Below are 19,872 nucleotides of genomic sequence, written 5' to 3'. Positions count from 1 at the left end.
TTAGCACAACCGCGCCCGTTTACCGCCCCTAGCGCAACGGGCCAGATGCGTAGCCGAGATGTTTTTCCGATTAAAAGCGAGCAATTTTTTCTGATTAGTCTATAATCGGCGGCCATTGCAAAATTGCGTGCGCCAGTACGGTATGGGCTGGTAGGAATTTGTCATGGTGCTTTACAAAGCAGCACTCATTGGAGTAAAATTCCGCACCATTTTGAAAAGGCTGGCGCTTGGCCAGCAACAAACCGAATTCTATTGAGGTGAGAGGCACATGCCGGTAATTAAAGTACGTGAAAACGAGCCATTTGACGTTGCACTGCGTCGTTTCAAGCGTTCATGCGAAAAAGCAGGCGTTTTAGCTGAAGTTCGTCGTCGTGAGTTCTATGAAAAACCGACCACCGAACGCAAACGCGCTAAAGCTTCTGCTGTTAAACGCCACGCGAAGAAACTGGCTCGCGAAAACGCACGCCGCACTCGTCTGTATTAATTCCCTGGGGGTAACCCCACCGCGTGTTTTATAAGCGCAGACCGAGTAGTTGTATACGAAGGCCGTGCTTTCCGTAAGGAATGCGCGGCTTGTTCTCGTTTATAGGCAGTCGAATAAGGGCTTATGGCTGGACGAATTCCACGCGTATTTATCAATGACTTGCTGGCTCGCACCGACATCATCGATTTGATCGATGCCCGCGTGAAGCTGAAAAAGCAAGGCAAGAACTACCATGCGTGCTGTCCGTTCCATCATGAGAAAACACCTTCATTCACCGTTAACGGCGACAAGCAGTTCTACCACTGTTTCGGATGTGGCGCCCACGGTAACGCCATCGACTTTCTGATGAATTACGACAGGCTGGATTTTGTCGAAACCATCGAAGAGCTGGCCACCATGCACGGGCTGGAAGTGCCGTACGAAGCAGGCACCGGCCCCAGCCAGATAGAACGCCATCAGCGCCAAAGCCTTTACCAGTTGATGGAACAGCTAAGCGCATTCTATCAGCAGGCGTTGGTTCAACCCAACGGCAAGCAGGCGCGTGATTACCTGCAACAGCGTGGATTGAGCGAAGAGGTTATCCGCCATTTCGCCATCGGCTTTGCCCCGGCCGGTTGGGATAACGCCTTAAAACGCTTTGGCCGTGATGCCGAAAACCGCAGCGCACTGAACGACGCGGGCATGCTGGTCAACAACGAGCAGGGCCGCACCTACGATCGCTTTCGTGAGCGCGTGATGTTCCCTATTCGCGATAAGCGCGGGCGGGTTATCGCCTTCGGCGGGCGCGTGCTGGGCGACGGAGTGCCGAAATACCTGAACTCGCCGGAAACCGAGGTTTTCCACAAGGGCCGCCAGCTTTATGGCCTGTATGAAGCGCAGCAGAGCAACGCAACGCTTTCGCGCCTGTTGGTGGTAGAAGGCTATATGGACGTGGTGGCGCTGGCGCAGTACGGCATTAATTACGCCGTTGCTTCGTTGGGCACCTCAACAACGGCAGACCATATCCAACTGCTGTTCCGCGCCACTGATAACGTCGTCTGCTGTTACGACGGCGACCGGGCTGGCCGCGAAGCCGCCTGGCGCGCGCTGGAGACCGCACTGCCCTACCTGAACGACGGGCGGCAGATGCGGTTTATGTTTTTGCCCGACGGCGAAGACCCGGACACATTGGTGCGCAAGGAAGGCAAAGACACTTTCGAACAACGGATGGAGCAGGCGCAGCCGCTTTCCACCTTCCTGTTCGAAACGCTGATGCCGCAGGTGGATTTGAGCAGCCCCGACGGCCGCGCCAAGCTGAGCGCGCTGGCGCTGCCGCTGATTGGCCAGGTGCCGGGTGAAACGCTGCGCCTGTATTTGCGCCAACAATTGGGCAGCAAACTGGGCCTGCTGGATGACAGCCAGCTTGACAAGCTGATGCCCAAACAGACGGAAAATGCGAATACTTATCAGGCGCCCCAGCTAAAACGCACAACCATGCGTATACTGATAGGGTTGTTGGTACAAAATCCGCGCTTGGCTACACTTATTCCTTCACTGGAAGGTTTAGGGCAAGCCAAGCTGGCGGGTTTGCCGTTATTTGTTGAGCTGGTGCATACCTGCCTGGCCCAGCCCGGCCTGAATACTGGCCAGTTGCTGGAGCTGTATCGCGACAACAAATTCAGCCAACAGCTTGAAACCTTGGCGACATGGAACCATATGATCGTCGAGGACATGGTCGAACAGACCTTTTTGGATACGTTAGCCAGCCTGTATGACTCCGTGCTGGAGCACCGGCTGGAGACACTAATCGCGCAGGCAAGAACGCGCGGCCTGAGCCCGGAAGAACGTGAAGAAGTCCGTTCGCTAAACCAGGTTCTGGCGAAGAAAAACTGAATATTAAACGGCTTAAGTGCCGAAACGTGTGCGGGCCGAGCCCCACAAAATGCCGCTAGGGTGGGCCGCGGCTATAACAAAAACGCCCCAAATGCTATTGTTGGCGGTTTCGCCGACCGACACCAACCCAAATACTCTGAAGTGTGGATACCGTCTTATGGAGCAAAACCCGCAGTCACAGCTTAAGCTACTTGTCACCCGTGGTAAGGAGCAAGGCTATCTGACCTATGCTGAGGTCAATGACCATCTGCCGGAAGATATCGTCGACTCCGACCAGATCGAAGACATCATCCAGATGATCAACGACATGGGCATCCAGGTGATGGAAGAAGCACCGGACGCCGATGATTTGATGCTGGCCGAGAACACCACCGATACCGATGAAGATGCGGTAGAAGCGGCCGCCCAGGTGCTTTCCAGCGTTGAATCCGAGATCGGCCGTACTACCGACCCGGTGCGCATGTACATGCGTGAAATGGGTACCGTTGAGCTACTGACGCGCGAAGGCGAAATCGACATCGCTAAACGTATCGAAGACGGTATCAATCAGGTGCAGTGCTCCGTCGCCGAATACCCGGAAGCCATCACCTATCTGCTGGAGCAGTATGATCGCGTTGAAGCAGGTGAATCGCGCCTGTCCGATCTGATCACCGGCTTCGTCGATCCTAACGCGGAAGAGGACATCGCCCCCACCGCCACCCATATCGGTTCGGAACTGGCGACCGAAGATCAAGATGACGACGAAGAAGAGGAAGACGACGACGACGATGCTGACGACGATAACAGCATCGATCCGGAACTGGCGCGCCAGAAGTTCGCCGAACTGCGCGATCAGTACGAAGCGACTCGCCTGGTCATCAAGAAAAACGGCCGCAGCCACGCCAGCTCCGCAGAAGAAATTCTGAAACTGTCGGAAGTGTTCAAACAGTTCCGCCTGGTGCCAAAACAGTTCGACTTCCTGGTCAACAGCATGCGTACCATGATGGATCGCGTGCGTACCCAGGAACGCATCATCATGAAGATGTGCGTTGAACAGTGCAAAATGCCGAAGAAAAACTTCGTCAATCTGTTCGCCAGCAACGAAACCAGCGACGCCTGGTTCGAAGCGGCGCTGGCGATGGCCAAACCGTGGTCTGAAAAGCTGAAAGACGTTGAAGAAGACGTTCAGCGCAGCCTGCAGAAACTGCGCCAGATCGAAGAAGAAACCGGCCTGACCATCGAGCAGGTAAAAGACATCAACCGCCGTATGTCCATTGGCGAAGCGAAAGCGCGCCGGGCGAAGAAAGAAATGGTTGAGGCTAACCTGCGTCTGGTTATTTCGATCGCCAAGAAATACACCAACCGCGGCCTGCAGTTCCTGGATCTGATTCAGGAAGGCAACATCGGCCTGATGAAAGCGGTCGACAAGTTCGAATATCGCCGTGGCTACAAGTTCTCCACCTATGCGACTTGGTGGATCCGCCAGGCGATCACCCGCTCCATCGCCGACCAGGCGCGCACCATCCGTATTCCGGTGCATATGATTGAGACCATCAACAAGCTCAACCGTATTTCGCGCCAGATGCTGCAGGAAATGGGCCGCGAACCGACGCCGGAAGAGCTGGCTGAACGTATGCTGATGCCGGAAGACAAAATCCGCAAGGTGCTGAAGATCGCCAAAGAGCCAATTTCGATGGAAACGCCAATTGGTGATGACGAAGATTCACATCTGGGCGATTTCATCGAGGACACCACCCTCGAGTTGCCGCTGGATTCCGCAACCTCTGAAAGCCTGCGCTCGGCAACGCACGATGTGCTGGCCGGCCTGACCGCGCGTGAAGCGAAAGTGCTGCGCATGCGTTTCGGTATCGATATGAACACCGACCATACGTTGGAAGAAGTCGGTAAACAGTTCGACGTTACCCGTGAACGTATTCGCCAGATCGAAGCCAAAGCGCTGCGTAAACTGCGCCACCCAAGCCGTTCGGAAGTGCTTCGCAGCTTCCTGGATGACTAAACGCGTTTAACGCACGAAAACCCCGGCCTGCACCGCACGCCGGGGTTTTTTATGGCGGCCGCCCTGCCCCCAATCACTCCCGGCGATGCTTTATTGCCGGCTTTCCAGCGCGGTGGCCAGTTGGCGATAACTTTCGCTAAGCTGCTCCAGCGTGGCGCGGTTAAGCCCGCTGGGGTTCGGCAATACCCAGACCTCGGTTTTGCCTATCGTCAGCGCCTGGCGCCCCCAGGGCACCTGACGGACGCCAAAGGCACTGCTGAACGCCTGTTTGCCCAACACTGCCAACGCCTGCGGCTGATACTGCAACATCTTGGCCTTTAGCGCCTCGCCGCCGGTACGCAGCTCGTTGCGCGCCAGTTCACTGGCTTCCACCGTCGGGCGTTCCACCAGCATAGTAATGCCGCAGCCGGTGTCCAACAGGTGCATTTCCTCTTCCGGCGCCAGCTGCCGCTCGGTAAAACCGGCCAGGTGAATCACCTTCCAGAACCGATTATTAGCATTAGCAAAGTGGTAACCGTGGTGTGCCGTAGAAAGGCCGGGGTTAATGCCGCAAAACACCACGCGCAGGTTGTTCGCCAGAATATCGGTAATCATTATTCTTCCCATTGATACGATTTATACCCAAAATAATTCGAGTTGCAGGCAGGCGGCAACGCAGCGAATCCCCAGGAGCTTACTGGAGTAAGTGACTGGGGTGAGCGAGGAAAGCCAACACACCTGCAACTTGAAGTATGAAGGGTATATCGTGGTTATCGCAAAATCAGCCTGCAATTACAACAAGCTAGAAATGCTCATAAAAGCAACATCCGATAGCGCTACTGTAGACCTGTACCAAAAGATTACCGTATAATCACGCCCGCACGGCCCCTTAGCTCAGTGGTTAGAGCAGGCGACTCATAATCGCTTGGTCGCTGGTTCAAACCCAGCAGGGGCCACCAAATATCAAGGGCTTAGACAGGAAACTGGCTGAGTCCTTTTTGTTTTCTGGCATTACAGGTGATGTAGTGGGTGATGCATCCACATGCTGCATCATCCCTGCTATCAGGAAATTGAGCACATAAACCTGTTTGACAGATATCGACAAGAAAGTTAGTTAGCGGCGAGGCAAAGAAGCTGAGTTTGTCGGCCTTAAACAAATTAGCCTGTACATAAAATCCGTTAAACAGTCAGCTTCATGACAAGATCTCGCACATGGTTTTGTTACTACGCTCCTTGCTCTACCGGAATCCCCTATAATTGTATCGATCGGAAAACGGGTCATTGTTCGATATATCCATCGTTAATGCTTCACTACCACTGCATCTTTTGTGGGCGCTAGCACGACACCAGACGACGCAGCAGCGACTTGAAAGGCAGGATCACTCGGCCATACTGAGATGGTTTGAAGTCATCACGAAGCAGGTCAGCTACCGACCAGATAAAGGCAGCGGTTTGCGAGGAATTGTTGTCAGACAAAATAGTTCAGCGAATGCGTTGAATGAGTGATCCACCGTTTGCGTTCGACAACCCAGTCGAAACAGCAAACGCCATATGCAAAAAAATACGATGGTCAAAATCATACAACGCGTGAGTGTGAGGACAAGAAACAAATGTATTAAGATACACCGCTTAAACACGGGTAAAACGCAGAAAAACTAATATTTTTTCAACCTCATCACTCTTTGATAACACCAGAAAAACTTAATGTAATGATTTTTTATAAGTTAATTAATTCAGATAAAACTGATTATGTCACCAATGCGTGATGATAGATAAGATCAGTAAAATCCATTAGAGTAATCTCAAAAGAAAAATCTCCCCTCCTTCTCGTTAGTTATGGTGTAAATATGGATTCACTGCTGCTTCCCGGCGTGCTTGTTCGTAACGGAATTTTGTATATAGCTTCGCTTTTGAAAAACGATGCAGCTCCGGGCTACGTGACTATTCTGCTAGTCGCCACGCTTTGTTTTGCAGTTGTACGTTGGCAAAAGCTGGTTAAACGCCGCCGTACTGCACTTAGCAGCATCCATACCATTATTGCCAAAACTCCTGAAAATGAATTTAGCCCGCAAGTTACCGACGTCGATGCCGATATCGCTGGCTTAAACGTGACCGAAGAACAGCAAAATGTGGCCGAGGCATGGAAAGAGTATCGAGAAACCCATGTGATCGACGATCAGGACGGCACCTTAGTGGTACGCAATGCTGTTCGCCCCAGTCAGTTTTTCAATCTAGATGATTTGCACTTCACGCAAGGTTTCTGGCGCATCGTTCCGGGACTATTTGTAACTGTAGGCCTGTCTCTGACCTTCCTGGGCCTGATTTCTGCACTCAATTCGATGAGCACCTCGCTGAACGATGGCGGCAGTACAGCATTAGAGGGTTTGCTTACCATTGCATCCGCAAAGTTCATCATGTCCCTGACTGGCCTGTGCTGCTCCATCGTCTTTACCGTGTCACTGCGACGCGGAACCTCACGATTGGAAAAAGCAGTTCACAGCCTCAACAGTTTGATTGAGAAGCGCCTGACATTTATCAGTCTGGAAGATTTATCCAGTCGCCAGCTTAAAGCGACTATTGAAAGTCGCGAACATTTCCGCAAGCTTGGACTGGAGATGGTGGCAGAGATTGGTCGCCCACTGCGCGAAGATCTGCCAAGAGCGATATCGGAATCGATCAGCTCGGCTATTACGCCAGTCATCGAACAGGTCAGCCGTTTGGGTAATGATGGCGTAGGCGAGATGGTCCAAAACCTTTCCTCACGTTTTTCTGAAGATGTCGGTCATGCTTTAGCGCAAGCCAGTGAGCGTATTTCGCTGGCTGGTGACCAAATTAAACTGCTGGCGGAGCGCATGGATCAAAGCTCCGGGAAAATGGGTAGCGAGATGGAAAGCGCGATTGGGCGTTTGGGCCAGGCGGTGGAAACGCTGCGTGATGGCATGCAGCAAACAGCAGATACGGCTACATCAGTCTTTAATCAGGGTGCCGAAAACCTGCTGACCACCATGAATTCGACCTTACAAGGCATCAGAGACAATACCAGCGATGGTGCGCGTGCCATGGGCGAAGCAGCCGCCGATATGAAAGCCGCCGCATTAGGTATTCGTACCGAACTGGAAACTGCCGCAAAACAAGGTGCCGAAGCGGCGCAGGCTCGCATGTCTGAATCAGCGTCACAGGCCAGCGACGCCATTGGACAGGCTGCTACTCATGTGCTGGGCGCATTCAGCAATGCTGCGGGAGAGATAACGAAAGCAACTCAGGCGATGACACAGGAAGCCAGTAGTGAACTCCTTTCCCCTCTTTCCACCATTGCGGAAAAACTGGAGGGCATGATTGGCATGCTCACAGAAACCAGCACCGCACTGCGCCGCGCTTCTGAAGGGATTAAAGAAGGTGCCGCCGCCTCTGAAAATGCATCGGGCAGCTTCCGCACATCTGCTCAGTCTCTGGCAAATGCTGCTGACCCTATTCGGGCGATGATGGAGCGAATCGAGGTCAGCACGCGCCAATTGCGTGAGAGCAGTGAAAATAGCCTTTCAGCCATTGCCAATGCGGCTAAAACCAATGCCGAACAATCTGCAATGACGCTATCAGCTGCGCAAGAAACGCTGGGCGGTCAACATCGCGCTGTTGAATCCACGCTGACCAATCTTCAAGCTTTGATTACGGCGTTACGCGGTCAGGGTGAACGACTGGATGGCATTGACGAAAAGCTGGGCAAGGCATTCGATATCTATCAACAGCAAGTTGCCACATCGGTAGAAACGCTCTTCGATCATGTTAAAACCATGCAGGCTGAGCTGATGCCTGCGTTAGATACGATGCAGAGTATTGTCGACCAGGCTGAGAACTTCGCACCGAAACAAGGGCGAATGTCATGAGAGCCAGCGCCAGCCGTAAGCATTCCAATGAAGAGGAAGAAGAAGGAGAATCCGTTTTTGTCTCAATGACAGATATGACAGTCAGTTTCCTGTTTATTGTCATGGTGCTGCTCGCTTTCTTTGCTAGCCGCTACAACGATAAAAATACAGTTCCGCGTGACGAGTACGAACAGGCAGTGCAAACGCGGGATAAAACCATCGAAGATTTGCGCACCGAAATTGCATTATTAAAGCAAGTTGATCCGCTGGAGCAATATATGTCACAGGCGGCAGCTGCCCGCCTCAATTTACTTTATCAGTTGCGCAATAATCTTAAGCGATCATTTCCTGAATTACCTGTCGACGTGATTCCCGAGGAAGGCACGCTGCGTTTTCAAGGCGAGGGCTTGTTTACCAGTAATAGCTACACATTGAGTGACGACAAACGAAAAATTGTCGAAACACTGGCGAAAACCCTCGATTCGCTCTTGCCCTGCTATACCTTCAGCCAAAATATCGCTTGGAACAAAAGCTGTAACCCTTCATTTGCCATTATTGAAGCGGTGCAGATTGAGGGGCATACTGATGCCAAAGGTGAAGATGTTTATAACCTGAACCTTTCAACTAATCGCGCCATCACAACTTTCATCAGCATGCTCTCCGCAGCACCGGATTTGGTTGCACATTACAATATGCGCAATCAGCCAGTACTCTCCGTGGCAGGCTACGGCAAAATGCGCCCGGTTAAGCCCAATGATACGCCGCAGAATATGGCGATGAACCGCCGTATCGATCTACGTATCATTATGCATACCCCCGTGAATGCAGCGGAAATTGAAGGCATTCGCAAACGTCTGATCGAGCCTTTGAAGAAGAGTACGCCATGAAATTGAGCGATGTTTTTCTTAACCCCCTATCTCTATTCAAGCCTGCATTACCGATTTCAAAAGGCTTGTCAGCCAAGGTTCAGGCTATTCACGCGCGCTGGCCTGATGTCGTTAGGGAAATTGCCGAGCGCGATCGTGAAAAGGTATTACGCAAGCTGCTTAGCTACGTAGAGAGTTGGCAATGGGATGAAGTAAAAATGTCCTTCATCTGCTCTGGCGCACCGATTGTTTTTGATAAAGAGTTCAGAACTCAGGATGACTTTGCTGCGCTGCAGGAGTTTTATCTGCGGGAAACCATTGTTACGGATTCATCGTCCTTTATTTCCGCAATGATTTCGGCCTATATTCGCAGTTACGAACCGGGTTCAACGCACACAACAAAAATTAAAAACTGTCTTGATATCGCCAGTGTATACATGAGCGATAAGTGGAAAGAGATTCTCGAGCAATTACCTGAATTCTTTGACGCTAACCAGGCGCATCAAGCGCTGGCCGAAAAGATGATAACTATGGATTCACCATGGAAAGAGCTCAAACAGTTTGGCATAACACGCCCGCACGATCCGGGTCTAATGTCACACACCCACTTGGCTTATATAGCGTTGCTTGCACCTGAATTACATGAAAGACCAGCCATTGAGAAACTGTTTGCTTGGTTAAAACCGGATGGCCGAAGTGGTGCGTTAATGAATGGTGCCGCTGAAGCTATCAACGCGCTGTTGTCACACTGGCTGCATAAACAGCCCGATGAAGAACTTTCACGCTATCTGACCGAAACGCTGGTAGCCTTTTACGAAGACCCGCGGCTGAGTCGTGGTGGCGTATGGGGCAGTGTGGATGAACACTGCCGGAACCTAATCATCAGTTGGCTGACACGCGAGAACATTCTGTTCTTTTTGGATGTGGTCTCTGACGTTGAAGATAGTCATATGTGGGAGCCTCGACGCAAGTTTTGGCTCAATTTATACCATCAGGGCAAGATTGATTCGGCATGGGTTGCTTTTAGTGCAGAAGCGGATATGCGAGCCAGATCGATAAAAAGAACTATGCGGGAAGGTGCCACGTTGACATTTGGACGTCAGGTCGCTGGTGGCAGAAAAAATACGTCGCTGCTCATTCTGAAAATCGGGAGATGCATTGTGATTGAAGGTTCGCATAATTATAAAGTACACATTTTTAGTGGTGATAATAAAAAAGCACCAGAACTGTTTAAATTATCCTATGACTGTGAACAGATTCGAAACCTGCCAAATCCTGTTGCCATTCCGCATCTTAGCAGTTGGCAGGATAAAGTGCGTGAGCAAATTGAGTATCTGTCATGACATTTACCTTCAATCATAATGCAGAAGCGATTACCCTCAATATTACTGAAGAAAAACAGAGCTTCATTAATCGCCTGTTTAAAAGACAGCAGCCCGCGACTTTGTCTGGCCTAACGCATAACGATCGCGCCTTAGCTTTCGCCATTGCCGATCTGAAAGCGCTGGCAGAAGAATTTGAAGAGTCCTTACACATCAGTGATGACGTTATCGTAATGAGTCATCATCTGGCAGGCCGACTGGACGCCGAAACGGCGCAAACTTTGGGTCTACCGCCTCTCGTCGATCTGACATTGAAAACTGATATTGAAGGCTCACTCGGAAGCGATACCTTTCGTCTACAGCATGAATGGCTACGCAACGGTGTTCGCCAAATACCACACCGAGCCGGATCAATTTTAGCCACATCCCAAGGGCTACGCCGGTTGCCATTGTGGATGATGGAGGCTGTTGAAGTTGCCGAAAACTTTACACCAGGCGGCGGAGAAGTATCGGACTGGGAATCGCTGGCGCGCTTCCGACAAGCTCTCGATCCTGGTGTCCATATGGGCAATGAGATCAATGCTGTTCGTGTCTCGATGACCGACTTCATGCAAGGTTTAGAAGTCCGTATCGCCGATCGTTTTTCTATTTCCACCAGCTCAAATGGCACTGACGATTTCGAAATCGTCCCTTTCTCTGCCAAAAACGTGGAGGAACTTGAAAACAACGGAGAAGCTGTCAGCGAAACTGCAGGTGAATTAAGTGAACAAACGCTACGTCGTTTCCAGCAGCGAGTCAGAACTCAAGGCGCGCTTTCCGCTTATCGTGTTGGCGAAGGCAATTATCTGGTCATTGACCGAAGTGCTCGCCCCATACTTGACGTCATGGTACAGAAGCAAAAGTCTTCACCTGAAGAACGGCGTGCTTTTATCGAAAACCCGCGACCAGCAATTACCGATGCTGTAGAAAAGTCTCTGAGACAGTCAGGTAAGCTGGAAGGGCTCGACGATGTTGGCGAAGAAGAAGCGATTGAAGCTGCAGCCGGTCCAGCATTTATCGAAACCGTCGAATATTCCGAACGCGTTAAAGGTATTTTACATTACCGCAAAGGCGCTGTTTCCGCGCCCATGACTGGAGAAACGATTTGGTTGCCTGAGATAATCCCTGATGCCCTGGCCAAAATTATTGATGCGATGGATAGTCAGGCGCTGGCAGGCGTCTGCAAGCAAATGCGTGATGCCATAGATGCATTACAGGTGGAAGTTGAGGTCGCTTCTCATCCGATTAAAGCCACAGAAGACACATTGCGCGCGCTTGAAAAGCGTTTGTCTGGTCTTAAAGAGATGGAAGACACTGCGGAAACAACCGAAAAAGAAGACGCTCCTGCAGTTGATGAGCTATCTCCCACTACGGTTATTTTGGATACCAAAGACAACTTTGAAGAATTATCCTGGCAGCCTGACCGTATAGAACGCCCCGTGTTTATTGATGAACAACTACCCTCTGGCGTTAGCACTGCATTACGACCGCATCAATTAGAGAGCTTTAGCCTGCAAATTTTATCATGGAAATCAGGCATGCCCGGCATTTTGAACGCAGATGAACAAGGATTGGGTAAAACACTACAAACCATTGCATTTCTGCGCTGGTTAAAAGAGAACAACCTCGTCAGCACTGCCAGCAATAAAGATCGTGGGCCGATACTTATTGTTGCCCCCACATCATTGCTGGAAAACTGGAACGCAGAGGTCACGCAGCATACAGATAGTGAAGGGCTCGGTCATTTGCTTCGCCTATATGGTTCATCATTAAGCCAATATAAGAATTTCGATGCTAAAGGTATTGAAACTAAAGATGGCAATACCCTGCTAAATTTTGAGCAGTTGCATAAAGCAATCAATGAAGGAAAAGGCCATCGCTTCTGGATATTAACAACCTATACAACGCTCACCAATTACCAACACTCCTTTGCGAAGATCCATTTCTCGGCCGTGGTGTTTGATGAAATACAGGTAGTCAAAAATCCTGACTCGCTACGATCTCGCGCCGCGCGCGCCGTCAATGCTGACTATCGAATTGGCCTGACAGGCACACCGATTGAAAATACCACGACCGATCTATGGGCGGTAATGGACCAATTGGCCCCCGGTTCTTTGGATACATTGCGTAATTTCAATAAACTGTATAGCGAACCTGATGAGCGGAATATGCTTCAGCTGTATCAGCAAGTCTTTGAACCTCGCAATCAGCTACCGCCTTTAGCGTTCCGCCGTTTAAAAGAAGATGTTGCGAAAGAGCTGCCTGCAAAAACACGCTTTCTCCATCCGCGCCTGATGCCTGAAGGGCAAGCTATTGCCTACGAAACAGCTCGGTTAAAACTCTCTCAGGGTGGGCCCGGCGCAGCACTTAAAATGCTGCAGCATATACGTGGCGTTTCAGTACATCCAGCTATGGAAATGAGCGGTGACAATCAGAGTTTTATCGATGCATCTGCTCGTCTGAATGCATGTTTTGAGATTCTGCATCGTATCAAAGCAAAAGGTGAGCGTGCTCTGGTTTTCATCGAACACCGTAAGATGCAGTTCCGATTTATGGAACTGGCTCGCCAGGAATTCGGCCTTGAGCATATTGATCATATTAACGGCGATACGCCCATTCAGCAGCGTCAAGCCATTGTGCGCCGATTCCAGCGCCATCTTAAGCAAGATGGTGGTTTTGACTTGCTGGTGCTCGGCCCTAAAGCAGCAGGAACGGGTTTAACGTTGACTGCCGCAACACATGTCATTCACCTGTCTCGCTGGTGGAACCCTGCTGTTGAAGAGCAATGTAATGATCGCATGCATCGCATCGGCCAACAGCACCCAGTCCAAATTCATATGCCAATGGCCATACATGCTGGATACCAGGAGCACTCTTTCGACTGCTTACTCCAGGGGCTTATGTCACGCAAACGAAGATTAGCGCGAGCTGCGCTCTGGCCGATGGGTGACAGTGCCAGTGACATCTCACAGTTACAAGCCGCTTTAAGAAAAGATAAGTCTGAAGCTAACGGAGATATTTTGGGTATGAGTATCCGAATGATGTTTGAAAGAGATGCAGAGGCTGATGGAACAAGAATGGAAGATGGCTCTTATCGCATAAGCTAGCTTGATCTGTCCTTGATTTAGAGTCCACCTTGCAGGCGCAGAATGCCGGATTGATTGTTCATGCGGCAAAGATGCCGCCCGGAGAGGGCGGCGACAACGGAAAGGGGTAGGCACAACCGACCTACTCAAAAAAATGATGTGAAGAAACTTACCGGGGCATGAAAAACATATAAAACATATGGAAGCTGGTTATTTTTTAATGCCCAAAGAGTATTTGATGCCAAAACATACCCGATTACTGCAACAGTAAAATGATAGCAAGAAAACTTGACGACCTCATCAAAATCCCTTTCTTTTATATATGCAAATGTCGAATACATTAACGAAACAAAAACCATCACAAAACCAAATGACACTATGAGCATGTTAAGAAGCCCAGTTAAATATTCAATGTAGGATAATGAAAGTGTGAACGAGGTAATCGCACTAAACAATCGTCCGTAATAACCTTGATAATAAACCCAAAAATTATCCATATTAACTACAGTGTAAGAAGCCAAAACGCTTATCAGCAAAGTTAGCACTATATAAAAAACATCCAATACACGCCCACCACCATAATTACGAACTGTTATCGCCACCCCGACAAGGAAAAACAACAATGACAAAAATGAGAATGAGTATAAAACCATGCCAAAGCTAACACCCCAAACAGGCAATAAGAGGAACACGATGAAAAAAAGGACATTCCAAAGGTATTTAAAGTTCTTTTGAGTGGTTGCCATGTAATTGTTATACGTAACAGAGTTCCAATCACCATTAATTGTAGGGCTTTGGTTATTGATAACACCCTTCACATTTAACGCTTTGAAACTTACAAGCGAACCGAACACAATCGATATAATAGACTCAAAATTAAAAATATTTTCCAGCATAGCATCACCTTATCCATGGATGCAAAAACACCTTATTATTACACTATCGATGATATGGCAAGCTTTTGAGTATAGATAATGTTCTGTCCTTGATCTAGCGTCCACCTTGTTTTCAAATCAATGGTAATCTCCCCGGAAAACCGGTGTGTCTATAAGTAGAGTTGTCTCGTAATCTGAACCGGGGAGATTTCTATGAAAAAATCACGTTTTACCGATAGCCAGATCATGGCCATTACTGAATGTTATTGATGACTTCAATCGTGAGGCACTGGCCATCGAGGTGGATTTTTCTTTGCCTGCAAATCGCGTAGTGAGGACTTTCGAACAACTCATTGAGTGGAAAGGTAAACCTCAGCAGAATGCTTACATTGAGCGATATAACCGGACAGTGCGTTATGACTGGCTGGGGCAGCATCTGTTTACATCACTGGATAAATTACAAAACTATGCCACCGGGTGGCAATGGTTTTATAATCACGAACGACCCAATATGGCGTTGAATGGCTACACACCGATGCAGCATCTTCAGCGCATGGCCTGATTCTACTTATTTGTATTAGTCGCGACTTGATCTGACATATGGCCTTGAAAGGTTGAGAGTTACCGGTTTTGATATGGGTGCCGAATCCTTATACAAAACACGAGGTAACTCTCATGCTTCATACTACCAATCCCGTTATCAAACACAACGCCGGTTTGCTCAATCTGGCGGAAGAACTCAGCAACGTATCGAAAGCCTGTAAAATCATGGGCGTTTCACGTGATACATTTTATCGTTACCGCGAACTGGCCGATGAAGATGGCGTGGATGCGCTGATAAACCGGAGTCGTCGCGCACCAAACCTTAAGAACCGTATCGATGATGCCACTGAGCGGGCTGTTGTTGATTATGCCGTTGAGTTCCCGGCTCACGGCCAGCACCGGACCAGTAACGAGCTGCGCAAACAGGGCGTTTTTATCTCCGGTAGGTTTGGTTACGTCATAACCTTGAGAACTTCAAAAAACGCCTGAAAGCGCTGGAAGAAAAAGTGGCCCGTGACGGCATTGAACTGACTGACAGCCAGATCGCAGCGCTGGAACGTAAAGCCAGTGATGATGAAGCCTGTGGTGAGATTGAAACCGCTCATCCGGGTTATCTGGGTTCACAGGACACGTTCTACGTGGGCAACCTGAAAAGCGTCGGGCGTATCTATCAACAGACGTTCGTTGATACGTACTCGAAGGTGGCTCACTGCAAGCTTTACGTCACCAAAGCGTCGATTACAGCGGCTGATTTGCTGAATGATCGTGTACTGCCATTTTATGAGTCTCAGGGCCTGCCGATGCTGAGAATACTGACAGACAAAGGTACAGAATATTGCGGCAAAGTGGACCACCATGATTATCAGCTTTATCTGGCGATAAATGACATCGGACACACAAAAACTAAGGCGATGTCACCACAGACCAACGGCATCTGCGAGCGGTTCCATAAAACGATACTGAACGAGTTTTATCAGGTGACGTTCCGCAAAAAGTTATATGGCGATCTTGATACATTACAATCGGATCTTGATGAATGGCTGGCTCACTATAATAATGAGCGAACTCATCAGGGGAAAATGTGCTGTGGGCGGACGCCAATGGAAACATTACTTGATGGAAAGCGCATCTGGGCCGAGAAAAATTTAAGCCAGATGTAATCTGACAGATACCTGTATAAATAACCGGTAACTGTCAGATCAGGTCTGAGCTAATACAACTTATTACCTCCGTTAAAAATGGGGGGATTACCGCACGACGGATGCATCAGTAAAATTCTGCTTAGTAATATATTTCATCGCTGCCAGCAAATAGGAGGCTTTGAAAGTCACATCCTGATAGTCCTTGGGCAACGAACTCTCATTTTCTTCAAACCGTTCAATAAATGCTGCGACCTCTTTGGGAGTGATAAGGCTGATATTACCTTTTCCGTTTCGAACAAACAGCTTTTGCTCTTCAGCATACAGAGTAAAAGGCAACTTCCTCGCCCCTGTAAACAACTCAACTGGTTGGTAAAAATACTCCAACATTAAATGATAGAAATCTTTATAAACCATGATTACTGCTCCCTTCCCGCTTTATCATTCAAGAAATGCATGATGCAGTTGATTATCCGGTTGATCATTATGAGCCGCTATAGCCTCATTACCAGGGAAACAGTGGAAAGAAATTTGCCACTCACCTTTCACTAATCCACCAGATTCAAGATCAAAGGGCACACACCAAAGAGATAAATGTTCATCAAAACGGAATACCGGCAGCGGAGTATTAAAGTACTGATGACGTGGATAAATCAGCATCATATTCCCTTTCCCTTGCAGATACTTTTGCCCATAGGCGAACATCTGATACAGATCAGTCTGGCTGATTTCATACTTTCTCAGGCTATCATCAGCCCGGCTGTCTAATAGCTTCCATTTGGCATCCAGCACTATCACCTGCTCACCGGTGATAAGAAAGTCAGGTTTAAGCATGAACCATTGTTGAGATGTCCTTTCGCCAACTGGCACATGCTTTAACAAATAATGACGTTTTGCCTGATTAATGAACTGATAATCGCGATGCAAAGCTAAAGCCAAACAACTTCCCACCCAGCATTCATATAATTTTTCCATCGGGAACAGCAGAGAAATTCCCTGATGCGACCCATGCTGAAAATCTGGATTCAGTTTTTCCAGAATAAGTTGGCACCATGGTTTAATGGCACGATAGCCATAGAGATATTTACCGTCGCTCCATTGCCGCATTGGCTGCGTTGCACTACCATAAATCGGTTCGATCCCATCCAATTGGTGACTAAGTATATTCGCCTGCCGCCAACTCTGACCCTCTTTGGTCATTTTAAGCACCCAATCCAGTGCCGTACGTAACAGACGGTTTTCGATACGCTGAGGTGAGAACTCCGCATAGCGTACATGAAAATGGGCGCCCCTACCCGGAGGCTGTCTCATTTGTGCCGTTACATTCAATTGACCACGGATAAAAGCGCTGTGTTCGTCTTCAACAAGATGATAGTCGAAACGTAACCCTTTGCGCACCAAGTCGGTAAGATGCCGCAAAAACTCGCTGATAATCCACTCATGTAAAGGCTGGTTGCTTCGTTGTAATGCAGCCTGGTTAGCCTCTCGGGGTGTAATCCCCAAAGAGGCGCTGAGCATCCGCCGTAAAAGCACACGCAGTGATACTGTCTCATTTGGGGCTTCAAATGCGGTTTTTGGCAGGATTTCGATGGACTCGCCATTCGGAGATTGTAGATAACCGACATAGCTCCCCAGGCGCAAAAACTGCTTCCCTTCACGGCTGAGTATTTGAGCGCTGCCACCCCACTTCTGTTGCAATTGCTCAAGCCAGGAAAAGGTTGCCTCAGAGACAATCCCCAAATCCATACTGGCTGGTTGAGAAGTATCACAGGTTAACAAAGCATATTCCCGAACCTGAATCATCATGCGACGATACCCTGATAAGCTTCCGCCGACATAAATGCACGTTCATTGATGCGAAAACGCCTGTCAGATAAACTGTCTGCAATATCTTTCGGGAATAGTTCAGAAAATGACGGTAATTGCGCTGCCCGTTGTAACAGGATAAAACGGTTTTCTTTGGCTTTCACTGAATCATTAAGCACCCAACCAATGCGCTCATAGTCATCAAAGAAATACTCTCGCAGCAATGGAATGATTTTTACTTGGAATATGCTAGCAAGACAAGCCTCGCGCTCAGCGTTGCCTTCTATATTTTTTAAAGGCATAAAGTAAGCGTGGCCAATCATATGCTCACTATCCAGCAGCGCTTCAATACGCTGATTAATACGTGTTAATAACTGTTCGACGTCGACTCCAAATGCGCGAACCCCAGCCAGAAACTCCGGTTGCGCAGGCATTTCGATAAAGCTGAAACGGCGCCTTAAAGCCAGGTCCATTTGAATGAGCGATTTATCAGCGGTATTCATCGTTCCAATGACATACACATTTTGTGGTACTGAAAATGTTTGTTTCGAGTAGGGGAGCATCAGCGACCGTTCATCGTCTGCCCCTTGCCGTTTGTCCGACTCCAGAAGAGTGATAAGCTCACCAAAGATACGGGCAATATTGCCGCGATTGATTTCGTCTACAATCAGAACATGTGGAAGATCCTGACTATCGGCATCGTCAACAGGGGCTAACAGTTGAGTCAATTTTTCACGATCAATCGTTGTATCCTGCAGCTCATAAAGTGTCATCTGAGATAACGACTTAGTGAATATCTGCTCTTTAGGAAGGCTTGGGGTATACGTTCTTAGCCATTTAACCGAACGCATTTGATGATAATATTTACGCTCATCATTAGGTAAATAACTATATCCCCCCGTAATTTCAGCAATCGCACGAAACTTATGATTCCCATCAGATACAATAATTACATCGCCGTTCTTAATAATATTTTTAAACGTATTCACGGCAACACCCATATAATTACTGGTGCCTTCCGATGATTTTTGCTCTGATACTATTCGTGCTTTAACTGATTTATAGGTTGAGCAATTACTGAAATCAATATCCTCTCCCCAACCTAACAGGACATAATTGTTCGCCAGACACTCCTCATAAACATCCCCTTCTCCCTCCATGGTATTCCCCAAAGACATTTTCCAGATACGTCGCCCTTCGAGGGAGATAGGTTGCGTTGCACTCCCCTGAACCTTTACCCTGGCATTCAGGCACAGCTGTTTAAAAATACCATCGACAACTTCGTAGCGAAGCGTACCCGAGCTTTCATCAGTGGTCGCGCGGATCCCTTCAATAAAGTCTTCATAGGAGAAGCTCTGGTGGAAAGTAGTAAACATAATGCGCTGCTTTTCTACCAACTTCTGATAGCGCTCTTTCACCCGTTCCCGTAAGTCACTGCCATGAGGCTCCTGCACAGCCTGCTGGTACCACGCATTATCCGCAATTTTGACCGCCATTTCGGTGGTAGCGTAGGTTTTACCTGTGCCTGGTGGCCCAAAGAGGATCTGGTTTAAGGGAAATATCATGGGCTGTTCCTTATTTTCGTTATCTTGTTTCATATCGGAAAAGGCTGCTGATGACGGAGCACCGCACAGTAACGTCATTAATTTTTGCAGAGCCTCTGGCGATTCAACATCGGTTGCAAAACCATATTGCGACATCCCATTGTCTTTCGGGTAACGGCGGTAACTGGTGCTTTTTACTTTTTCCCAAAGACAGTGAATCCCTGCAATACGATCGATTTCCGCCCGTAAGGCAAGGGTTTCTGGCGCAAGAACCAATGGGTTTTTACTAACAACGCCATCCTGCTTACGTTTGACATACAGATACTTTCCGTTGCCAAGCGCATGCTCGGAGGCATAGCTTGGCTCGAATTTTCCAGCCTCCAGCCGGTAACCCATTTCATTTAATACCTGGTAAATTTCCAGAGAGTTAAGCATTTCCTACACCACTCCTTGATGAA

12 protein-coding genes, 1 tRNA gene and 3 pseudogenes are annotated in these 19,872 nt (G+C 48.7%); 10 read left to right on the top strand and 6 right to left on the bottom strand.

What is annotated here, in order from left to right; all coding sequences use genetic code 11:
- Positions 1-268: 268 nt before the first annotated feature.
- From rpsU to rpoD, 3 genes are all read left to right on the top strand, one after another.
- Positions 269-484, top strand: a complete 216-nt coding sequence (gene rpsU / locus ACN28Q_RS15545) for a 30S ribosomal protein S21 (RefSeq protein ID WP_001144069.1) — start codon at positions 269-271, stop codon at positions 482-484.
- Between the two features lie 123 nt (positions 485-607).
- On the top strand, positions 608-2,356 hold the full coding sequence (gene dnaG, locus ACN28Q_RS15540) for a DNA primase (protein ID WP_095847167.1): 1,749 nt from the start codon (positions 608-610) through the stop codon (positions 2,354-2,356).
- Between the two features lie 157 nt (positions 2,357-2,513).
- A complete protein-coding gene (rpoD, locus tag ACN28Q_RS15535; protein WP_095847166.1) occupies positions 2,514-4,352 on the top strand; it encodes an RNA polymerase sigma factor RpoD in 1,839 nt (612 codons plus the stop codon).
- Positions 4,353-4,442: 90 nt separating this feature from the next.
- Here rpoD and mug read toward each other — a convergent pair whose 3' ends face one another.
- Positions 4,443-4,946, bottom strand: coding sequence for a G/U mismatch-specific DNA glycosylase (gene mug, locus ACN28Q_RS15530; RefSeq protein WP_095847165.1), 504 nt, complete (start codon positions 4,944-4,946; stop codon positions 4,443-4,445).
- Between the two features lie 268 nt (positions 4,947-5,214).
- On the opposite strand from mug, the gene ACN28Q_RS15525 reads away from it, so the two are divergent.
- A tRNA-Ile gene (locus ACN28Q_RS15525) sits at positions 5,215-5,290 on the top strand.
- Between the two features lie 344 nt (positions 5,291-5,634).
- On the opposite strand, the pseudogene ACN28Q_RS15520 reads toward ACN28Q_RS15525, so the two are convergent.
- Positions 5,635-5,807 (bottom strand): annotated as a pseudogene (locus ACN28Q_RS15520) (type I restriction-modification system subunit M N-terminal domain-containing protein); the annotation flags it as partial.
- A 371-nt stretch (positions 5,808-6,178) separates the two neighbouring features.
- On the opposite strand from ACN28Q_RS15520, the gene ACN28Q_RS15515 reads away from it, so the two are divergent.
- The 4 genes from ACN28Q_RS15515 to ACN28Q_RS15500 are packed head-to-tail and all read left to right on the top strand — an operon-like array spanning position 6,179 to position 13,528.
- Positions 6,179-8,215 (top strand): hypothetical protein, encoded by a 2,037-nt coding sequence (locus ACN28Q_RS15515; protein ID WP_095847164.1) that lies wholly within the window; start codon positions 6,179-6,181, stop codon positions 8,213-8,215.
- Positions 8,212-9,081: an OmpA family protein gene (locus ACN28Q_RS15510; RefSeq protein ID WP_095847163.1), complete on the top strand. Its 870-nt coding sequence runs from the start codon at positions 8,212-8,214 to the stop codon at positions 9,079-9,081. The genes ACN28Q_RS15515 and ACN28Q_RS15510 overlap by 4 nt, the downstream gene beginning before the upstream one ends.
- Positions 9,078-10,403 carry an EH signature domain-containing protein gene (locus ACN28Q_RS15505; protein WP_095847162.1) on the top strand — a complete coding sequence of 442 codons (1,326 nt, stop codon included), beginning with the start codon at positions 9,078-9,080 and terminating at the stop codon, positions 10,401-10,403. Before ACN28Q_RS15510 ends, ACN28Q_RS15505 begins: the two co-directional genes overlap by 4 nt.
- Positions 10,400-13,528, top strand: a complete 3,129-nt coding sequence (locus ACN28Q_RS15500) for a DEAD/DEAH box helicase (RefSeq protein WP_095847161.1) — start codon at positions 10,400-10,402, stop codon at positions 13,526-13,528. Before ACN28Q_RS15505 ends, ACN28Q_RS15500 begins: the two co-directional genes overlap by 4 nt.
- Before the next feature lie 125 nt (positions 13,529-13,653).
- Here the strand turns inward: ACN28Q_RS15500 and ACN28Q_RS15495 are convergent, their stop codons facing one another.
- Positions 13,654-14,403 (bottom strand): hypothetical protein, encoded by a 750-nt coding sequence (locus tag ACN28Q_RS15495; RefSeq protein WP_095847160.1) that lies wholly within the window; start codon positions 14,401-14,403, stop codon positions 13,654-13,656.
- Positions 14,404-14,623: 220 nt separating this feature from the next.
- Here ACN28Q_RS15495 and ACN28Q_RS15490 point away from each other — a divergent pair.
- Both ACN28Q_RS15490 and ACN28Q_RS15485 read left to right on the top strand, forming a co-directional pair.
- Positions 14,624-14,944, top strand: a pseudogene (locus ACN28Q_RS15490) (integrase core domain-containing protein); the annotation flags it as partial.
- Between the two features lie 113 nt (positions 14,945-15,057).
- A pseudogene (locus ACN28Q_RS15485) lies at positions 15,058-16,085 on the top strand (IS481 family transposase).
- A gap of 87 nt (positions 16,086-16,172) precedes the next feature.
- On the opposite strand, the gene ACN28Q_RS15480 reads toward ACN28Q_RS15485, so the two are convergent.
- The 3 genes from ACN28Q_RS15480 to ACN28Q_RS15470 are packed head-to-tail and all read right to left on the bottom strand — an operon-like array spanning position 16,173 to position 19,849.
- Complete coding sequence (locus ACN28Q_RS15480) at positions 16,173-16,481, bottom strand: hypothetical protein (RefSeq protein ID WP_095847159.1); 309 nt, start codon at positions 16,479-16,481, stop codon at positions 16,173-16,175.
- A 24-nt stretch (positions 16,482-16,505) separates the two neighbouring features.
- On the bottom strand, positions 16,506-17,870 hold the full coding sequence (locus tag ACN28Q_RS15475) for an McrC family protein (protein ID WP_095847158.1): 1,365 nt from the start codon (positions 17,868-17,870) through the stop codon (positions 16,506-16,508).
- Positions 17,867-19,849 (bottom strand): DUF8426 domain-containing protein, encoded by a 1,983-nt coding sequence (locus tag ACN28Q_RS15470; protein WP_095847157.1) that lies wholly within the window; start codon positions 19,847-19,849, stop codon positions 17,867-17,869. The genes ACN28Q_RS15475 and ACN28Q_RS15470 overlap by 4 nt, the downstream gene beginning before the upstream one ends.
- Positions 19,850-19,872 lie beyond the last annotated feature (23 nt).

This window comes from Gibbsiella quercinecans, assembly GCF_002291425.1.
Lineage (GTDB): Bacteria > Pseudomonadota > Gammaproteobacteria > Enterobacterales > Enterobacteriaceae > Gibbsiella > Gibbsiella quercinecans.
Note: the sequence above shows the minus strand (reverse complement) of the source record. Positions and strands in the feature narration are given on the sequence as shown.

Coding starts and splice junctions, on each gene's coding strand:
- rpsU (WP_001144069.1), top strand. CDS start 269: ATGCCGGTAATTAAAGTACGTGAAAACGAGCCATTTGACGTTGCACTG.
- dnaG (WP_095847167.1), top strand. CDS start 608: ATGGCTGGACGAATTCCACGCGTATTTATCAATGACTTGCTGGCTCGC.
- rpoD (WP_095847166.1), top strand. CDS start 2,514: ATGGAGCAAAACCCGCAGTCACAGCTTAAGCTACTTGTCACCCGTGGT.
- mug (WP_095847165.1), bottom strand. CDS start 4,946: ATGATTACCGATATTCTGGCGAACAACCTGCGCGTGGTGTTTTGCGGC.
- ACN28Q_RS15515 (WP_095847164.1), top strand. CDS start 6,179: ATGGATTCACTGCTGCTTCCCGGCGTGCTTGTTCGTAACGGAATTTTG.
- ACN28Q_RS15510 (WP_095847163.1), top strand. CDS start 8,212: ATGAGAGCCAGCGCCAGCCGTAAGCATTCCAATGAAGAGGAAGAAGAA.
- ACN28Q_RS15505 (WP_095847162.1), top strand. CDS start 9,078: ATGAAATTGAGCGATGTTTTTCTTAACCCCCTATCTCTATTCAAGCCT.
- ACN28Q_RS15500 (WP_095847161.1), top strand. CDS start 10,400: ATGACATTTACCTTCAATCATAATGCAGAAGCGATTACCCTCAATATT.
- ACN28Q_RS15495 (WP_095847160.1), bottom strand. CDS start 14,403: ATGCTGGAAAATATTTTTAATTTTGAGTCTATTATATCGATTGTGTTC.
- ACN28Q_RS15480 (WP_095847159.1), bottom strand. CDS start 16,481: ATGGTTTATAAAGATTTCTATCATTTAATGTTGGAGTATTTTTACCAA.
- ACN28Q_RS15475 (WP_095847158.1), bottom strand. CDS start 17,870: ATGATGATTCAGGTTCGGGAATATGCTTTGTTAACCTGTGATACTTCT.
- ACN28Q_RS15470 (WP_095847157.1), bottom strand. CDS start 19,849: ATGCTTAACTCTCTGGAAATTTACCAGGTATTAAATGAAATGGGTTAC.